The organism is Ruegeria sp. CL6 (genome assembly GCF_056536465.1).
The window spans coordinates 248,863-266,288 of the sequence record NZ_JBQFPR010000005.1 but is presented as its reverse complement, the minus strand read 5'-3'; the positions used below and the strand labels follow the sequence as shown (position 1 = coordinate 266,288).

General features: G+C 57.5%; 15 protein-coding genes. 2 read left to right on the top strand and 13 right to left on the bottom strand.

The features are described 5' to 3' along the window. Window positions 1-6 precede the first annotated feature (6 nt). Entirely contained in the window at window positions 7-744 is a 738-nt protein-coding gene (locus tag ACR0LH_RS15770) for an SDR family oxidoreductase (RefSeq protein WP_170417206.1), read from the bottom strand. A gap of 220 nt (window positions 745-964) precedes the next feature. On the opposite strand from ACR0LH_RS15770, the gene ACR0LH_RS15765 reads away from it, so the two are divergent. Then, window positions 965-1,456, top strand: a complete 492-nt coding sequence (locus ACR0LH_RS15765; RefSeq protein WP_170417208.1) for a winged helix-turn-helix transcriptional regulator — start codon at window positions 965-967, stop codon at window positions 1,454-1,456. Between the two features lie 345 nt (window positions 1,457-1,801). On the opposite strand, the gene ACR0LH_RS15760 is transcribed toward ACR0LH_RS15765, so the two are convergent. From ACR0LH_RS15760 to ACR0LH_RS15740, 5 genes are all read right to left on the bottom strand, one after another. Beyond that, complete coding sequence (locus ACR0LH_RS15760) at window positions 1,802-2,434, bottom strand: AMP-binding protein (RefSeq protein ID WP_170417210.1); 633 nt, start codon at window positions 2,432-2,434, stop codon at window positions 1,802-1,804. Window positions 2,435-2,465: 31 nt separating this feature from the next. Beyond that, the gene (locus ACR0LH_RS15755) at window positions 2,466-4,079 is read right to left on the bottom strand and encodes a GMC family oxidoreductase N-terminal domain-containing protein (RefSeq protein WP_170417212.1); all 1,614 of its coding nucleotides are present in this window, start codon (window positions 4,077-4,079) and stop codon (window positions 2,466-2,468) included. A gap of 101 nt (window positions 4,080-4,180) precedes the next feature. Continuing rightward, window positions 4,181-5,641 (bottom strand): coniferyl aldehyde dehydrogenase, encoded by a 1,461-nt coding sequence (locus ACR0LH_RS15750; RefSeq protein ID WP_170486230.1) that lies wholly within the window; start codon window positions 5,639-5,641, stop codon window positions 4,181-4,183. A 33-nt stretch (window positions 5,642-5,674) separates the two neighbouring features. Beyond that, the gene (locus tag ACR0LH_RS15745) at window positions 5,675-6,094 is read right to left on the bottom strand and encodes a tautomerase family protein (protein WP_170417216.1); all 420 of its coding nucleotides are present in this window, start codon (window positions 6,092-6,094) and stop codon (window positions 5,675-5,677) included. Between the two features lie 15 nt (window positions 6,095-6,109). After that, complete coding sequence (locus ACR0LH_RS15740; RefSeq protein WP_170417217.1) at window positions 6,110-6,559, bottom strand: hypothetical protein; 450 nt, start codon at window positions 6,557-6,559, stop codon at window positions 6,110-6,112. Window positions 6,560-6,708: 149 nt separating this feature from the next. Here ACR0LH_RS15740 and ACR0LH_RS15735 point away from each other — a divergent pair, with 149 nt between their 5' ends. Further along, a complete protein-coding gene (locus tag ACR0LH_RS15735; RefSeq protein ID WP_170417220.1) occupies window positions 6,709-7,695 on the top strand; it encodes an AraC family transcriptional regulator in 987 nt (328 codons plus the stop codon). A gap of 35 nt (window positions 7,696-7,730) precedes the next feature. On the opposite strand, the gene ACR0LH_RS15730 is transcribed toward ACR0LH_RS15735, so the two are convergent. From ACR0LH_RS15730 to ACR0LH_RS15700, 7 genes are read right to left on the bottom strand one after another with little or no spacing between them, the layout of a single operon-like run. Continuing rightward, window positions 7,731-9,521, bottom strand: coding sequence for an oxepin-CoA hydrolase, alternative type (locus ACR0LH_RS15730; protein ID WP_480681562.1), 1,791 nt, complete (start codon window positions 9,519-9,521; stop codon window positions 7,731-7,733). Between the two features lie 3 nt (window positions 9,522-9,524). Further along, the gene (locus tag ACR0LH_RS15725) at window positions 9,525-10,583 is read right to left on the bottom strand and encodes an acyl-CoA dehydrogenase family protein (RefSeq protein WP_170486232.1); all 1,059 of its coding nucleotides are present in this window, start codon (window positions 10,581-10,583) and stop codon (window positions 9,525-9,527) included. A gap of 3 nt (window positions 10,584-10,586) precedes the next feature. Continuing rightward, window positions 10,587-11,774, bottom strand: a complete 1,188-nt coding sequence (locus ACR0LH_RS15720; RefSeq protein WP_480721643.1) for an acyl-CoA dehydrogenase family protein — start codon at window positions 11,772-11,774, stop codon at window positions 10,587-10,589. Window positions 11,775-11,776: 2 nt separating this feature from the next. Then, window positions 11,777-13,837: a 3-hydroxyacyl-CoA dehydrogenase NAD-binding domain-containing protein gene (locus ACR0LH_RS15715; protein WP_480721642.1), complete on the bottom strand. Its 2,061-nt coding sequence runs from the start codon at window positions 13,835-13,837 to the stop codon at window positions 11,777-11,779. Between the two features lie 20 nt (window positions 13,838-13,857). Beyond that, entirely contained in the window at window positions 13,858-14,583 is a 726-nt protein-coding gene (locus ACR0LH_RS15710) for an IclR family transcriptional regulator (protein WP_170390037.1), read from the bottom strand. 20 nt (window positions 14,584-14,603) lie between these two features. Further along, the gene (locus tag ACR0LH_RS15705) at window positions 14,604-15,794 is read right to left on the bottom strand and encodes an acetyl-CoA C-acyltransferase (RefSeq protein ID WP_170486234.1); all 1,191 of its coding nucleotides are present in this window, start codon (window positions 15,792-15,794) and stop codon (window positions 14,604-14,606) included. Then, window positions 15,787-17,292, bottom strand: a complete 1,506-nt coding sequence (locus ACR0LH_RS15700; protein ID WP_170417229.1) for an AMP-binding protein — start codon at window positions 17,290-17,292, stop codon at window positions 15,787-15,789. The genes ACR0LH_RS15705 and ACR0LH_RS15700 overlap by 8 nt, the downstream gene beginning before the upstream one ends. Window positions 17,293-17,426: the final 134 nt, after the last annotated feature.

Here is a 17,426-nt window from a genome sequence, read left to right as displayed (position 1 = left end):
TGGCCCTCACCACTTTTCCGTCCAAGGGCGGAGATCAAGCTCATGAGTCCACGCGGTACGGGGCTGATGGTGCAGCATCACGTAATTCTGAGCGATGTGGTCTGGGTTCAGGATACCGTCTTTTTCGCGCAGATCGTCAACGTGGGGGACATTTTCGCGGATAAAGCTGCTGTCGATGGCCCCATCAATTATTGTGTGGGCAACGTGAATGTTCTTTGGGCCAAGCTCACGAGCCATGGATTGCGCCAGCGCACGCAAGGCGTGTTTGGCACCCGAAAAGGCGGAAAAACCCACGCCGCCGCGCATGCTGGCAGTTGCGCCGGTGAAGATGATCGTTCCGCGACCGCGCTCCAACATCCGGCTGGCGGCTTCGCGTCCGGTCAGGAAACCGGCAAAACACGCCATTTCCCATACTTTTCGGTATACACGTGCGGTCGTGTCCGTGATGTTGAACCGGACATTCGCACCAATGTTGAAAACGACCACTTCGATTGGGCCAATATCGGACTCGATCTTGTTGAAGAGACCTACCATTGCGTCTTCATCCCGCGCGTCCGCCGGACAAGCCACGGCTTGATATCCTTCGTCCCGGATGGTTTGCGCCAACGCCTCCAACGCATCTGCATGCCGTTCACGACGCACGAGGCAAACAGTCAAACCATCGCGGGCAAAAGCTCTTGCGATGGCTGCCCCCGTGTCGTCACCTGCGCCAACGACCAAACATACGCCTTTTTTCTCAACCATCGAGGTATCTCCGTCTGATCCGGGGATTGCGCCACCTGTTGCGCCGACACGCTGAGAAACTCTGGTTGTGCAAAAATGCGGCACAAAACCTGACCTCCCCGTAGACCGACACCAACTGACTTGGCAAATCCCTCCTTTGGTCCTATTTTTAAACCGTATGATTTTTTTGGTTTACAATATCAACCAAAATGCTTCGAGTAGCTCGATTACGTTGGGGAAAATGGCCGGAAAACACAAACAGACGTGCTCGATCGCAGGCTTTCTCAATTTATTTGGGGACGCCTGGACGCTGCTGATTGTCAGAGAGGCGTTGTACGGCACGACACGGTTCTCAGATTTCCAGCGCAACACCGGAGCAGCCAAAAACCTGCTGTCCGAACGGCTCTCTACTCTGGTCGAGCATGGGGTTTTGGAGAAAGTGAATATCAGCGCTGTTGGGTCGCGTTACGAATATCGGATAACCGACAAAGGCAAGAGTCTGAACTCGCTGCTGGCATCCATTATCCTGTGGAGCAACGAACATTTGTACGAAAATGGGGAAGAACCCAACCTGGTTCTGAACCGACATTCGGGTACGCCTGTTCGCGGTTTCCAGCCCTGTTTCAAGGTTGGCGCCGAGCTGGAAATCGATGACCTTGTGGTGACTGCCGGACCCGGAGCGAATGACGCCGCCCGGAAACGCCTTGCCTGCCTGTCCAAAAAGCAAGACTAAGGCTGACCAAAGCCAACGCCTTTCACATTTCGCACGTCACGACTGGGGCAGCTTTGGCCAAACTGCTTTAGACAAAAGGGGATTGGCGGCGTACCCCGATGGTTTGAGAAAATGCGCCGCCTTCAATTTCAATCGCGGGGACGCTTTAGCTTTCAAACTTGTATGCACGACAAAAGTCGGCACCCAACTTTAGCTCTGCGTTGCCCTCATCCGTCATATCTGGAAACGACGTCCAAGGGCGCGCGCACCTATCCGACAATGCGTTCAGCGCATCCAATGCGTCCTGCGCGTATCCGGAAACATCCGCGCGCATTTTTTCCCAGTTCGGGAATTCGGACAAGGTATTCAGCCAGTAGGCGCGACCAACCAGATAGCCCGAGGATCCTGCTTCGTATGCCAGCTCCATGATGGTGTGGAACTGATCCATACCGCCGCTGCGCCACCGTCCATCCAATCAAAGATGCTGCATGTCACGACATGCTCAACGCAAGGTGTATTGACCAAAGCGGCCACAGACTTGTGCCACAGATCAGTTTTGGGCGTTTTTTCAAGGGTCACCAACACTTTGGCGTTGGCCGCGCGCAGCAGATCACCGATCTGGTCAGCCTCGAGCAATGGGTTGATGGCCAGAACCTGCCCGGCCGCACTGCCGCCCCAAATGGTGAAATGTGTCTCTGGTAGATTGGGCAGAACATATGCGACCACATCATCGCGACCAATCCCAAGCTGGCGCAAGGCGTTGGCTGTTTGGGTCACCTTCCCCAGAAACTCTTTGTGGCTGAGCGTCTTGGGGGTATCGAACGTCTTGGCCGAAACGAAAAAGCTAAGTGCCGGAGAAGACGGGTTGATTGCCGCCCCCTGCTTCAGAGCGTCATAGGTCGTCTCCGGCAGCGCGCGATCGGAAAAAGGTGTCTTTTCAAACACCTCGATATCGGCATAGCTGGCAAATCCGGTATCCGCGCTGGTCATCATGTTCATTTCGGTTCCCTTATTGTGCAAAACGCAGCCATCACGCGGCTGCGCGAATGATGTCGGACGCCTTTTCAGCGATCGCCATCGTCGGTGCATTTGTATTTCCAGAAATCAGGTTCGGCATGATCGAAGCATCTACGACACGCAGCCCTTCGATCCCTCGAACGCGCAGCTCAGGGTCAACGACGGACATCTCGTCCACGCCCATTTTGCAGGAACCTACAGGGTGATAGATCGTGTCTGCGCGATCCCGGATATGCCATTCCCAATCCGCGTCAGTCTTTGCGGTGTCGGTGCCGTGCATCTCTGACAATTCAAAGTCTGCAAGTGGCGCCGCCTTCATGATCTCGCGCGTCATCCTTACACCCTTGATCATTGTTTCAAGGTCGCGCGGATCGCTCAGGAACGCCGGGTCGATCCCCGGCATCGCAAACGGATCTGCGCTTTGAAGGAAGACACTGCCCCGACTATCCGGGCGCAGTTTACAGATGTGGCAGCTATAGCCGTGACCCAGATACAGCTTGCGGACATGGTCATCCACGATGGTCATCATGAAATGCAACTGGATGTCCGGGCGATCCAAGTCAGGTGTCGTCTTCAGGAATGCACCGCCTTCTGCGACAGGCGAGGCCGCCATTGACTTACCATCTTTCTTCCAGCGCCAAAGATGGTGCATCAGGTTAAGCCCACCCCATGCACTGATGCCGAGGTTGTCCTTGTATGTGCCGCGGAAAGACAATGAAAAGTCCAGGTGATCTTGCAGGTTTTGACCAACGGCCGGCAGGTCATGAACAACGTCGATTCCCAGACGGGACAGATCCTCGCCATTCCCGATACCCGAAAGTTGCAGAATCTGAGGTGACTTCAGCGCCCCGGCGCACAACAGGACCTCGCGCTTGGCCTTGACCTCAACGTCTTTGCCCTTGTGCTGATACAACACGCCGGTTGCGCGCTTGCCTTCCAACAGCAGGCGCTTGACCGCGGCCCGCGTGACCACCGTCAAATTCGGGCGGTCCATCACAGGGAACAGATAACCCGCAGCGGCCGAGCAACGCTCGCCGTTTTTGTCCTTGTCGTGGAAATGCGTAACCTGATAGAGGCCCACGCCTTCCTGATCCCCGCGATTGAAATCGTCGGTCCGGCGATGTTGCAGGCGGGTCGCGGACTCAACAAATGCATGAGAGATTTCGCGTGGCACTTGTTGGTTCGACACCTGCAACGGGCCGTCCGCTCCATGCTCGGCATCGCCGCCGCGCTGGTTGTTCTCGGACCTCTTGAAATAGGGCAGCATGCTGTCCCAATCCCAGCCTTCATTGCCCAGATTGGCCCATTCGTCGTAGTCCTGTTTCTGGCCGCGAATATAGAGCGCCGCATTGATCGCACTGGATCCCCCCAGCGCCTTTCCGCGCGGCTGATAACCCTTGCGCCCGTTCAGACCCGGCTGCGGCACCGTCTCCATGCACCAGTTGTTAATCTGAACCGGTTTGTTCTGAATCATGAAAAACCCGCCCAGCATCATCCGGATAAACAGGTCCTTGCCGCCGCCGCCTGCCTCAAGCAGACAGACACTAATCTTGGGATCTTCCGTGAGACGGCGCGCCAACACACAACCGGCCGAGCCGCCGCCGACGATCACATAGTCGTAAGTCATTTATTCGTCTCCCAACGGCCAGTCCCCTCCGGCCATCTCCGTCATTTGATCAGGTGCGCAGCCCTGTTTTTGGGGCTGCGCCTGCTCTTGTTGCCTGTATTTCAGTTGATCTTGCGCTTGCGGAAGCGGAGCTTCTGCATAAGCATGAGCTGTTTGTACATGAAGTTGCCCCAGGGCGGTGCGACCATCGCCGTGGCGTTGAACTTGCCCTTGCGCACGATGCCCTTGGCCTTCGAGAAGGTGCGGAACCCTTCCTCGCCGTGATAGTGCCCCATGCCCGACGGACCGATGCCGCCGAACGGGATGTCGTCGACACCCACATGCGAAACCGTGTCGTTCACGCAGGCACCGCCAGAGTGGGTCCGCGCCAGAATGTCATCCGCACGGCGCTTGTCCCAGTCAAAGTAGTACAGCGCCAGCGGGCGCGGACGCGCATGCACATAGGCGATTGCATCTTCCAGCGTGTCGTAGGCAATCACCGGCAGGATCGGGCCAAAAATCTCTTCCTGCATCACCAGCATGCTATCATCCGCGCCCAGAACCAGGGTCAGAGGCATCTTGCGCGTGCCCCCAAAGGTTTCGCCCTTGGGGTTGATCTGGATGATCTCGGCACCTTTTTCCTCGGCATCCGTCAGATAACCCTCAAGCCGGGCCTTCTGCCGTTCGGTGATGATCGCGGTGTAGTCGGCGTTCTCGCGCAGGCTCGGATACGCCTTCGTCATCGCATCCGAGAACGCGGACGCAAAGGCGTTGACCTTGTCGCGCGGGCACAGGACATAGTCAGGCGAGACACAGATCTGACCGGCATTGAAGCCCTTGCCGAAACCGATCCGGCTGGCCGCCTCGTCCAGCGGAAAGTCGTCGTGGATGATCGCCGGAGACTTGCCGCCCAGCTCAAGGGTCACGGGTGTCAGATTGTCCGAAGCCGCCTTCATCACGATCTTACCCACCTGGGTCGAACCGGTGAAGACCAGATGGTCAAACGGCAGCTTGGTGAACTCGGTCGCAACCTCGACACCGCCTGTCACCACGGTGACTTCGTCCTCTGCATAGATATCCGCGAGGATCTCCTTCATGAGCTCACCCGACGCCGGCGCAAATTCCGAGGTCTTGATCATCGCCCGGTTGCCCGCGGCCAAGGCACCGATCAGCGGCGAAAGCCCCAGAAAGAACGGGAAGTTCCACGGCACCACGATGCCCACAACCCCAACAGGCTGATAGCGCACCTCGACCTTCGCCGGCATCACCGTCATCGGCGCGTGGCGGCGCTGGGGCTTCATCAGCTTGCGCAGACGCTTGCGGTAATAGGCAATTCCGTCCAGCAGAGGCATGAGCTCGGCCAGCTCGGTCTCGGCCGCCGCTCGGTTCGAGAAGTCCTTGTTGCAGGCCGCAATAATCCGTGCCCGATTGTCCAAAAGCGCATTGTGCAACTTGTCCAGACGCCGCACACGCGTCGCACGATCCGGCAGCGGATCTCCAAGACACGCCTTCTTCTGCGCCAGAAGAAGACCCTCAAGGTCAGGAAGTTCCGATTGGACAGGTGTCAGATGAGGGGCAGACATGTTCGTCTCCAATGATTGAACCAAGGGGAAAGGTCAGGCAGCCGAAGAAATGCCCATTTCCGCATGAAAGGCGTTCTTACGCTCTAGCCAGTCACCTTCTTCTCCGGGTGCCGGCATCGTCATCGCGCCTTCGACGACCCACCGATAGTCAATTCCAATCAGTTTCACGAACACTTTAGAAGCCTTCAGATTGGCAGTCTTGGCCACCTCTTCATGAATCGTCTTATTGATACATTCGAAAATTTCCTGGCCCCGGTTTCCACCGGTGCGGACATTGCCATTCACACCGATTTTCGATCCACGGCGCAGACGGTATCCAGTCATGAAGATCACGTTCACGAACTCGGGCGGCGCGCCAGTGATCCCGCAATGCACATCCGTGATTGTCTGCGCAATGTCAAAACGCATCTGTTCCGGCAACGGCTTACGCGTAGCGATTGTATAAAGTGGCATGTTGTCCTCCCCGAATTACTGATTGAAATGCGATATCAAGACGCCGTTGCGCCGTTTGGATCGCAGCGCCCGAAATGCAGTCTTGGCCAGGAACGATACACGGCCCAGCAGCGAGAACCGCGCCAGATTTCCCTTGAGAACTTCTTTGTAGCTTTCCTCGTCAAACGCAGAAAACGATGTCTGGTCGGGGTGTTGCCCGGTGATCTCACGCCACTGACGATCGAGCTCAAGCAAAAAGCCCTGACGCTTGTCCAATGGGAACCCGTCGGGAACCGAAATCGAACAGGCCGAAGACCGTGACCATTGCAGGTCTGTAACCGTGTGCTTGGCCGCCGCAACATTCCAGATGACCGTCAGCTTATGCGGGCCAACAAGTTCAGCGTAAACCTTGCGCAAAGCAGCTTCGAGCTGCTTGATCTGGTCCAGAGTGATCTGGCCCTCTTGAATAGCTATGATAGATCGCATGCTTTTCCTCCTTTTCTAATAATTAGGAAATGGGTAAGAAAAGCCGATGTCAGAAATGGCCAGTGTTTTGACATATTCGGCCAAATACTATAAAAATCTCGTCGATGAAGAACGCCACTCAGACCCGACTTCCGGGAAGCATACGAATCTTGTGTGAAGCCGCTCCGGAGTACGGAGTCAGCCCGGACCAGTGTCTGGAAGGCACAGGTCTGATGCCATTTGACCTGTATAATAACGACACTCAGGTATCGATATCCCAGGAACTGGCCACGATATCGAATTTTCTGAGCCACACGTCGTATCGTCCCGGAATGGGCATTGATATTGGACGCCGGTATCGGCCAGAAATTTTCGGCGTCTGGGGGTATGCGATCCTCAGCAGCAAAACACTGCGTGGCTGCCTTCAAATCGCGACAGATTTTGCCAATCTTTCGTTTGTGATCGCAGCTTTGGGCCTTGATGAAACGCGCGAACACCCAATGTTGACCTTTGATACAACCGGTTTGGCGACGCACGTCAAAAGCTTTGTGCTGGAACGGCACCTTACGGTTCTGGACAACTTCGCCCAGATGCTGTTGCCCGAATGGTCAATTCAGGAAAAACCGTTCAAAACGACTCTGACTGACGTTGAATTCGCAAATGTCGTGCACGAAAAGCTGGGCTATCAAGTCCAGTTGGGCGAAACAGTGGACGCCGTTGTTCTGTCCTCTCAGCTCTTGGATCTTCCGCTTCCCAAGTATGACCCAAAAATACTGGCCGAATGTGTACAGCATTGCCTGGAGCAGTGCGGGAACCTTTTGAACAGCCATCAAACAGAATCTTTAAGTTGGACCACCCGCGTCCGAGATGCCGCGATGCCTGAAATTTATGAAAACCCGCATATCCAGGCCGTAGCAGCCCAATTGGGCGTCAGCGAACGCACCTTGCGGCGAAGGTTGTCCGAAGAAGGCACAAGTTTCCGCCAAATCCTCGTGGATGCACGATTAGCGGTCGCCCATGAGCTTCTGAAAACGACAAATTTGAATGTCTCTGCCGTGGCATGGCGATCTGGTTACGCCGAGCCGTCCAGTTTTGTCCGGGCCTTTTCAAGGAGCTTCGGTTATCCCCCCGGCGCGTTGACTGCGCAGCGTTCGTGAACCTGCGCAGCCTGTCTCAAATCCAGAGCCAGTGGTCAGTTTAACACTTTCCTCGCCTCGGCCAGTTCACTTTCGAGTTCAGCCACAATCTCGGCAAGCGGCTGAATACGCTCAATAAATCCAAGGCTCTGGCCCGCTGACAGGATACCCTGACGCACGTCGCCGGTCTCATAAGCCTTATACCCGATCTTGCCCGAAACCAGATGCATAATGTCCTGAATCGACATGTCCGGGTTCTCACGCTCAAGGTCTTGAAGGACCGATGTCGTTTCGTTCTGCAGCGACCGGACTGTGTTGCGCACCGAGTACATGGACAGCGCAGTGTCCCGCTCTGTCGCTTTGATCAGCGCCTGTTTGTATTCCGGGTCTGCCCAGATTTCTTCGGCCACCAAAAAGCGGGTGCCAATCACCACGCCCGAAGCACCCATTACGCGCGCCGCCAGAATTTGTTCACCGCCTCCAACTCCGCCGCCCAACAGCCAGGGAATGTGAATACGGCGCTTGGCCAACCCCGCGTTCACAAAACTGCCAACCATGTCGAGGCCGGGATGCCCACCGCATTCCGCGCCAACAATGGCCACCGCATCAACCCCCAGTTTCTGCGCGCTTTCTGCATGGCGCAGGCTTGGAACCTTATGCAAAACCCGTACTCCGGCCTGCTTCAGCATCGGCAAAAACGGCTCGGGACTGCGACCAGAAGTCTCTACAATATCAATGCCTTCGTCGATGATGATGCCGAAAACCTCTTCAGTCCTGTCCCCCGGCACCAACTTGGGCAGCATCGATACATTGACCCCAAAAGGATTGCCATCTGACAGATCGCGGCATTTTCTGATTTCAGCGCGCAGTTGCTCGGGCTCGGGGAAACTGGCCGCGGTTATGAAACCCAAGATACCTGCCCGCGCAGCGGCGGATACATAATCGGCATTTGCCAGCCACATCAGGCCACCTGCCACAATGGGGAGGCGGATACCAAACGCTCGTGTCAATTCGGTTTCCAACGGGCTGTCTATGACAGAGGATGACGCAGCCGCCACCGGGACCGATGCAAAATCCGGCCTGCGCTTTTCCTCGAATGCACGGATACCTTCCAACGCTTCATCGCCGCCCAAGGCAATAGACATCTGTCGGCGTTCGCGCAAAAGATGCGCGTCAAAAGCGTCCGTATCCGGAGCGGCAATCAAAGCCTTGATCGACTCCTGCGCCTGACGCGGACCTTTGGCAAACCTTTCGGCAAGTTCCAATGCCGCGTCCAGCGACGAGCCTGGCTCGACTACCTTATTGACCACGCCCAAGTCATGCAGACGCTCGCTCGGCACCGGTTGGCCGGTCAGACACATCTCGGTCGCCAACTGTCTTGGCAAGTTCATTGCCAGAAAGCCTGAGCCGCCGCCATCGGGAACCAGACCGGCATTTACATAGGCCAGCGTGAATTTAGCACCCGTTGCAGCGACGATCATATCACACGCAAAGGCCAACGAAGCACCGGCCCCTGCAGCGCCCCCCTCGACCGCAGCGATCACAGGCAACGGGCACGCGCGAACGGTGCGGATCATGCTGTGCAAATATTCGATCTGCGCTTCACGCTCGGGCAAAGTAAGCTCACGGCGGGTTTTGAGCATCCGAAGATCGCCACCGGCTGAGAAAAACTGCCCTGCTCCGGTGACCACCACGGCGCGCACGTCAGAGTTTGGCGCCGTCGCATTGCGCAGTGCCTCCTCTACCGGTTCGTAGACCGCCCGCGACAACACATTGCGGCGCGCGGGTTCATTGATGGTGACGATCAGTGTGTGACCACTGGTTTGGAACAGGACAGCATCGCTCATGGCTCAGGCCGCCATCACGCGTTGCAATTGCGCATAACGGTCACCCAACTGGTGGTCGATCATGGCCAGCCGCTTGGCATAGTGGGAACCCGGATATTCCCAGGTCATACCGATGCCCCCGTGGAGCTGGATGCTTTCCTCTGAAATCAGCGCACCGGTGCGACCGATCAGGTTCTTGGCCATCGCGATATATTTCCCGGCCTCGTCGCTTCCCAGCTTGCTCGCTGCCAGAATGGTAATCGATCGACATTGTTCGATCTCAATCGCCATATCCACCGCGCGATGCTGAAGGGCTTGGAAACTGGCAATGGGACGGCCGAACTGCTTACGCTGTTTCAGATAGTCCACCGTCAGGTCGACCAACACCTCCATCACACCAACCGCTTCGGCACACAGCGCCAAACGGCCTGCGTTCAGGGCGTCTTCGATGATGCCTGCTGCATTCTCACTCAGGCATTTGGCCGATGCACTATCAAGGATCAGTTCACCCGCGCCACCGCCGTCGATCATGGCGTAATCGATGGTTTCCGGCGCTTCGACCAGAAACAGGCCAATCCCTGCATCGGTACGCGCCGCAACCAAGGCGCCATCCGCACCGGGCAACCCGTACACAACAGATTTGCGGCCGTTCAGAACCCAGCCGCCGTCTGATTGGTCCGCGCTGGTACGGATCAGCGAAAGGCTATCCGCGTCAGGTTCAAAGACGGCCAACGACAGGCGCTTGGTGCCCGTGATGATTTGTTCGACCAGTTCCTCAGCCTCGCAATCGGCCGCAGCCCTGGCGCACATCAAAGCAGCCAGCATAGGTTCGGGGCAAAGACCCCGGCCCAACTCCTCGAACACGGTGGTGATGTCAAAACCCGCGCCGCCAAAACCGCCCTGCTCTTCCGAAACGAAAGCACCGATCAGGCCGAGTTCCGACAGTTCAGCCCATTTGTCCGGTGAATGAAACGGAGTCGCGTCTATCACACCGTTACGGGTGTCAAAGTCATAATGATCTGCCAGATAACGCCGCACGGTATCCGCCAGCATCTGACGGTCTTCTGTCAAATTGAAATCCATGGGTCAGCCTCCAAACAGGTCTTTGGCGATGATGTTGCGCTGAATCTCGTTCGATCCGCCAAAGATCGAAAGCTTGCGATGGTTGAAATAGTAGGCCGCAGCCCCTGCCGCGTCTTCCGGGACCGAAATCGCATTCTCAGGCAAATCGCGCGCGGGGAAGGGCGCGGCAGACGCCCCAAGGGCCGACTTGATCAGGCTCTGAATTCGCTGGCGGATAACCGTGCCCTTGATCTTCAGCATCGAGCTTTGCATCCCCGGTGCAGCCCCTTCCTTGGCGGCCGACAGCATCCGCAGGTTCAGAACGCGCATGGCCTCAAGGTCGATCTCAACCTCGGCCATTTCGGCCGCAAACAACGGATCCTGTGTAAGCGGCTTTCCGCCCCGAACCAGTTTCTGAGACAGCATCTTGAGCTTTTCGAGATCCTTGCCCGACATTCCCACACCAGCGATGTTCGTCCGTTCATGGGTCAGAAGGTACTTGGCGATCGTCCAGCCTTTGTTCTCCTCTCCGACCAAGTTGGCCACCGGTACGCGCACATCGGTAAAGAACACCTCGTTCACCTCGTGGCCGCCATCCAGCAGTTTGATCGGACGCAGTTCGACGCCGGGCGTGTCCATGTCAACAAGGACAAAGCTAATGCCTTCCTGTGGCTTGCCCTCGGTCGAGGTGCGCACCAGACAGAAAATCTTGTTGGCGTGCTGGCCCAATGTGGTCCACGTTTTCTGACCGTTGATCACATACTCGTCGCCTTCCCGCACGGCACGGGTTTTCAGGCTGGCAAGGTCGGAACCCGCACCGGGCTCGGAATATCCCTGACACCACCAATCCGAGCCGTCGAGAATGCGCGGCAGAATCTCGGCCTTTTGCTCGTCAGAGCCGAACTTGATCAGGACCGGGCCCAACATGTTCAAGCCAAAGGGTACGATGCGCGGGGCATTCGCACGTGCACATTCTTCCTCGAAGATATGCCGCTCGACAGCGCCCCAACCGGGGCCGCCATATTCGGTCGGCCAGGTCACGGCCAACCAGCCACGCGCGTTCAGCCGCGCGTGCCAGTCTTCCATGTCTTCCTTGGTCAGGCCGTCTCCTTTGCGGCCCTTTTGCACGAGGTCTTCCGACAGGTTTTCGTCCAGAAAAGCACGGACTTCGGCGCGGAACGCCTCTTCCTCAGGAGTAAAACTCAGGTCCATTTTCAGGCTACCTTATTCAGATCGTTGAAAGTTTTTCCGGTATCGGCCAGTTCACGCAGCAGCGTTGGCACTTTCCAGTAGTAGGGATCTTCCTTGGCGTATTGCTCAATGCGTGAGACCAGAACGTCCAATCCGGTGATATCAGCATATTGCAACGGACCACCCCATTGGCGCGGGAAGCCATAGCCGAACAGGAACACCGCATCCACGTCGATTGGGCGCAGGGCGATTTTGTCCTCGACCACGCGCGCGGCCTCGGTCACCATTGCCGCCATGTAGCGATCCACGATTTCCTTATCGGTGAAGTCTTGGGCCGTGATACTCTTGGCGTCGCGTTCTGCCTGCGCGTACTCGGCCACAGCAGGGTTCACACTGCGGTCTTTACCGTCATAGACATAAAATCCCTTCCCGGACTTTCTGCCAAACCAGCCTTGTTCGCAAATCCGGTCAGCAATCTCGACATAGCGTTCCTCGGACGGACGGAATTCGGCCTGACGCTTGCGCGTCGCCCAGCCGATATCCTGTCCTGCCAGATCGGACACCGCAAACGGCCCCATGGCGAACCCGAAATCCTCAAGGGCCGCGTCGATTTGTTCAAACGGAGCACCGTCGAGCTGCATATAGGCCGAAGACTTGCGGTAATGGGCGAGTATCCGATTGCCTATGAAGCCGTCGCAAACGCCGGACCGCACGGCAATCTTGCGCAGTTTCTTGGCCAGCTTGAAACAGGTGGCGACGATCTCGGGCGCGGTATCCTTGCCCACAACCACTTCAAGCAGCCGCATGACATGGGCGGGCGAAAAGAAATGCAGGCCAATCACGTCCTGAGGGCGACTGGTGCTGGCTGCAATTTCGTTCACATCCAGATAAGAGGTGTTGGAGGCCAGAATTGCACCCGGTTTACAAATCTGATCCAGCTTGCCGAACACCTCGCGCTTGACATCCATGGACTCGAACACGGCTTCGATCACCACATCGGCACCCGCCAGCGCCGCCATATCGGTGGTGCAGGTCAGCGCCTCAAGTGCAGCGTCGCGTTTTGCGTCAGACAGCTTGCCGCGCTTGACCGCACCGTCGAGGTTTTTGGCGATCGTGTCGCGGGCAAAAGCCACGCGCTCTTCTTCCATTTCGATCAGAGTGACGGGCATACCAGCCAACAGCATCGCCGTCGCGATCCCCGATCCCATCGTGCCACCACCGATCACACCGCCGGTTTCCAAATCGCGTGCCTCTGCCTGGGCTTCGGGTATATGAGCCACCGCACGTTCCGCAAAGAAGGCGTGTTTCAGACCCTTGTGCGCATCACTTTTCATGGCCTCCATGAACAAGTTGCGTTCCGCCTGCAGTCCCTCGGCCAACGGCAAGTCGCACGCCTCGGCCGCTTTTAGTGCGCGTTTGGCAACCTCACCCTTGGCTTTTGCGCGGAATACTTCCAGATCCTCGGCCGTAATCCGATTGTTCAAATCTGCGGTCACGCGCGTTTGCAGCGTCACATCAAGTACACTTTGCCCAGCAGCCAAAGCTACGGCTTCGGGGACACCATCCTGAAGATCATCTAGAAGACCGGCCTCCAGAGCGGCCTCGGCCGAGATCGGCTTGCCCGAAGTGATCATCGTCAGTGCGGTCTTGCCATCAACAAGACGTGGCAGGCGCTGCGTGCCACCAGCGCCGGGCAGAAGGCCCAGGTTGACCTCTGGCAAGCCCAGTTTCAAACCCTTGATCCCAACCCGCGCCTGGCAGCTTAGTGCGATCTCAAGACCACCGCCCAATGTCGAGCCGTGCAAAACGCAGACGATAGGTTTGGCGCTGGCTTCAAGAATTTCGCACACTTCAGGCAGAACCGGTTGTTTGGGAGGTTTTCCAAACTCGCGAATATCGGCCCCGGCCACAAATGTCCGGCCCGCCGCATACAGCGCGATGACCTTTACCGAGTCGTCCCCGGCAAGTTCCTGCACCGCATTTGCCAGCCCGATGCGTACATCATACCCCGCGGCATTGACCGGCGGGTTGTCGATTTTGACAAGGGCAACCTCGCCCTCCTTGCGAATTTCGACCGCAGCCATGAAAGTCTCCTGTCTCTTGATTACATATGCCCAAGGCTGAGCCTGAGCGTCTGCACTGTGTCGCGCAGCCTTGGCGCAACGGTTGTTTCCAATTTTTCGGCGTCCAGATTGGATTCATTTGCACCGCACAAAAACGCAAAAGGTTGTGCCCCCGGACCAGTTTGGAAGGGCACGGCGCACGCATTGACGCCACTGTTCCAGCCACCGAACGAAGTCACGTAACCCATCGTTTCCAGTTGATCGCGATCTGCGCGGGCCTGATCTGTCTTGGTGCTCTGGGCCGGGTCCGCAGCTAGGATCGCCCGGCCCGCCGCACTTTGCTCCATCGGGATACGGTGCCCCTCGCTCAGCCAAAGCGAGGAAGCGTTTCGGGGTCGCCAGCAGCGTGTAAGCATCACCGCATCGTCATTGCGCATGGTCAGTGCAACCAACACACCGGTTTCGTCAGCCAATTGCTGCATAACGTTCTCGGCCATCGGCAAGAAGGACAGAGCAGCACGCGCCGTATACCCCAACGCCATGACCGAGGGGCCAAGGCGGTAAGTCTCTGACGGGTGCAACTGCTCAAGGAATCCCAGCGAAGCCAACGTAAAAGTCATCCGGGCCACAGTAGACGGAGGCATATCCGTGCGCCGCGCCAGTTCGCGGTTTCCCAACGACTGATCGTCAGGCTTGAACGCCTGCATAATGCGCAAACCCTTGGCAAGGGTTGAAGCAAACCGGCGATCACGTTCAGCGTCTGACATTCGGCAACCCTTCCAGTGACTTAAGCCACACGCTCCAGAATCAGCGCGATCCCCTGCCCGACACCGATGCACATGGACAAACACGCGTAGCGCCCGCCAGTTTCCTCAAGATGACGCATAGCGGTCAGAACGATCCGCGCACCCGACGCACCCAAAGGATGGCCAACTGCAATCGCGCCCCCATTGGGGTTGAGGCGGCTGTCGGACGGGTCAAGCTGCAGATGCTGACAGCAGGCCAGAACCTGCGCGGCAAATGCCTCATTGATCTCGATCAGGTCCATGTCTTCCATGGTCAGGCCCGCTCGCTCGAGCGCCTTGGGTACCGCAAAGGCCGGACCAATCCCCATGACCCGTGGCGGCACACCAGCAACGGCCCCTGCCACGATCCGCGCCCGAGGCGCAGCCCGGTCTGTCTTGGCGCCGATCATCAGCATCGCAGCGCCGTCGTTAACCCCCGAAGCGTTGGCCGCAGTGGTCACGCCGCCCGGAAACACGGTCCGCAAGGCGGCCATCTTGTCCAATTTCACATCCGGGCGCGGATGCTCGTCCTGCGTCACCTCATGGGTCGCACCCTTGCGCCCCTTGATCGTGATCGGAGTAATCTCTGCGTCAAAGAAACCGCGGTCACGGGCCGCTTCAAACCGAACCTGCGAGTCATAGCCGAACTGATCCGACGCCTCGCGGGTGATCTGATACTCTTCGGCGAGATTGTCGGCGGTCTGCGGCATGGGGTATTCGCCATGCATCTCAGCAATGCGCGGGTTGGGAAAGCGGGCTCCAATCGCGCTGTCGAATATCTGCGCCTGCCGAGCATAGGCGGTTTCCGATTTGGCAATGGTAAAGGGTGCGCGGGTCATGCTTTCGACGCCACCAGCCACAAAAAGCGGAGCCTCACCCACGGTCACGGCACGCGCAGCATCTAAAGCCGCCGACATCCCGGACCCGCACAAGCGGTTGACCGTCAGCCCACCGACTTCGACAGGCAATCCGGCCAGCAGAGCAGCGTACCGGGCAACGTTGCGGCTGTCTTCCCCGGATTGGCAGACATTGCCCAGAATGACATCTTCGATCTCGGATGCGTCAAACTCACTGCGTTCGACCAATGCCTCAAGAACCTGCGCGGCCAGATCATCGGGACGCACCGAAGCCAACGTCCCGCCATGGCGACCAAATGGGCTTCTCACCCCGTCATAAATATACGCGTCAAGCATCCTCACCCTCATTGTCCAGTTGTGCCAGCTCGTCGGCAAAGGTCTCGACGAGTTTGTGTTTAAGAATTTTACCCGTCGCTGCGTGTGGCAGCGCGTCGACGATTACGATGTGACGCGGTATCTTGTACCGAACGAGCGCTTTGCCCAGAAACGCCCTCAACTCGTCAGCCGAAGCAGGTGCCCGCAGCGAAACAAAGGCCAGAACGTCTTCGTTTCCGTCTCGCGCGCGCCCAACTACGGCGGCCTGCGTAACTGAGGGATGAGCATTAAGAGCGGCTTCAATCTCGGGCGGATAAACGTTGAAGCCCGAGTGAATGATCAGCTCCTTGCAACGTCCAACGATATATATCGACCCGTCAGGGGCAATACGCGCAAGATCGCCTGTGCGAAAAAAACCATCATCCGTAAACGCTGCCGCAGTAGCTTCGGGGTTGCGGTAGTAGCCCTTTGTGATGTTCTTTCCGCGCAGCAACATCTCGCCCACGCCATCAGGCTCGACGTTGTCCAGCTTGGCCTCAACCCCCGGCAAGGCAGGCCCAACCGTATCATCCTCAGGCGGGTTTTCGATCAGGGTGGTTGCAACACCGGGGGACGCTTCGGTCAAACCATAGCCGTTATGGATCGGTTGCCCGAATATCCGCTCGACCCGTCGCTTCCAGCTCAGGTCCAGGGGCGAGCCACCGGAAGACATGTATCGCAACGAAGTCTCAAGTGAATCGATGTTGTTGTCCTTGCAATACTTCAGGATCAACGCAAACATCTGCGGCACACCCGAGAACATCGTCGCCCCGTCCTGTATGCCCTCGATCACACGAGCGGGATCAAATCTGGACTGAAACCGCAAGCTGCCGCCAGCCAGAAACGTGGTCAGAATGATCGAGCAAAAGCCGAAAATATGCGTGCCGGGCAATACGGCAAGCGCCTGATCCGCCGACGTCGCGTGCCGCCGCTGCATCGAGGCGTTGGCGGCGAAAATCAAGTTCTCTTGAGACAGCATTACGCCCTTTGGCGCTCCGCTGGTTCCAGATGTATAGAGAACGGCGGCGACCTGCCCAGCGTCGCTATGTGTGGGCTCTACACCTGTGTCCCGCAGTGGCGAGACAACCAGCCTGCCGCACAACAGCCGCCCCAGCGATCCAGCCCCCAGTCTGTCCGCATGGGCCTTTGCCGCGCCCGAAACATCTGATGTGCAAACCACACAGCGCGCACCGGAATGTTCGACGACAGCGTCAACTTCCTGCTCTGTCGCGCGTGCGTTGAGGGGCACAATCCAGGCATCAAGCGAACTGAGCGCCAGAAGAACCGAAGCGTAAGTTGCGCAGTTCTCGGCCAACACCACAACCCGGTCACCTGGGCGCACACCGTAAGATCGCAGCATCCCGGACGCAGTCCGAACAGCGCCAACCAGATCACCATAGCTGATCCGCGCGCCATCATGATCAATGACGGCCAAGGTCGACGGGTCCTTGTCTTCGATAAGTTGGTGGATTCGGCGCAATGCATTCTCCTCAGATGCTGCGCAGCCGTTCTACCGTTCGCGCTAGTGTAAGTCAACATGCGGATAAGTGTTCCGCTATGCGGAACGATATACACCGGCAACTTCCGCCGCCGGTGCGTTTTCCAGGCAGAGTT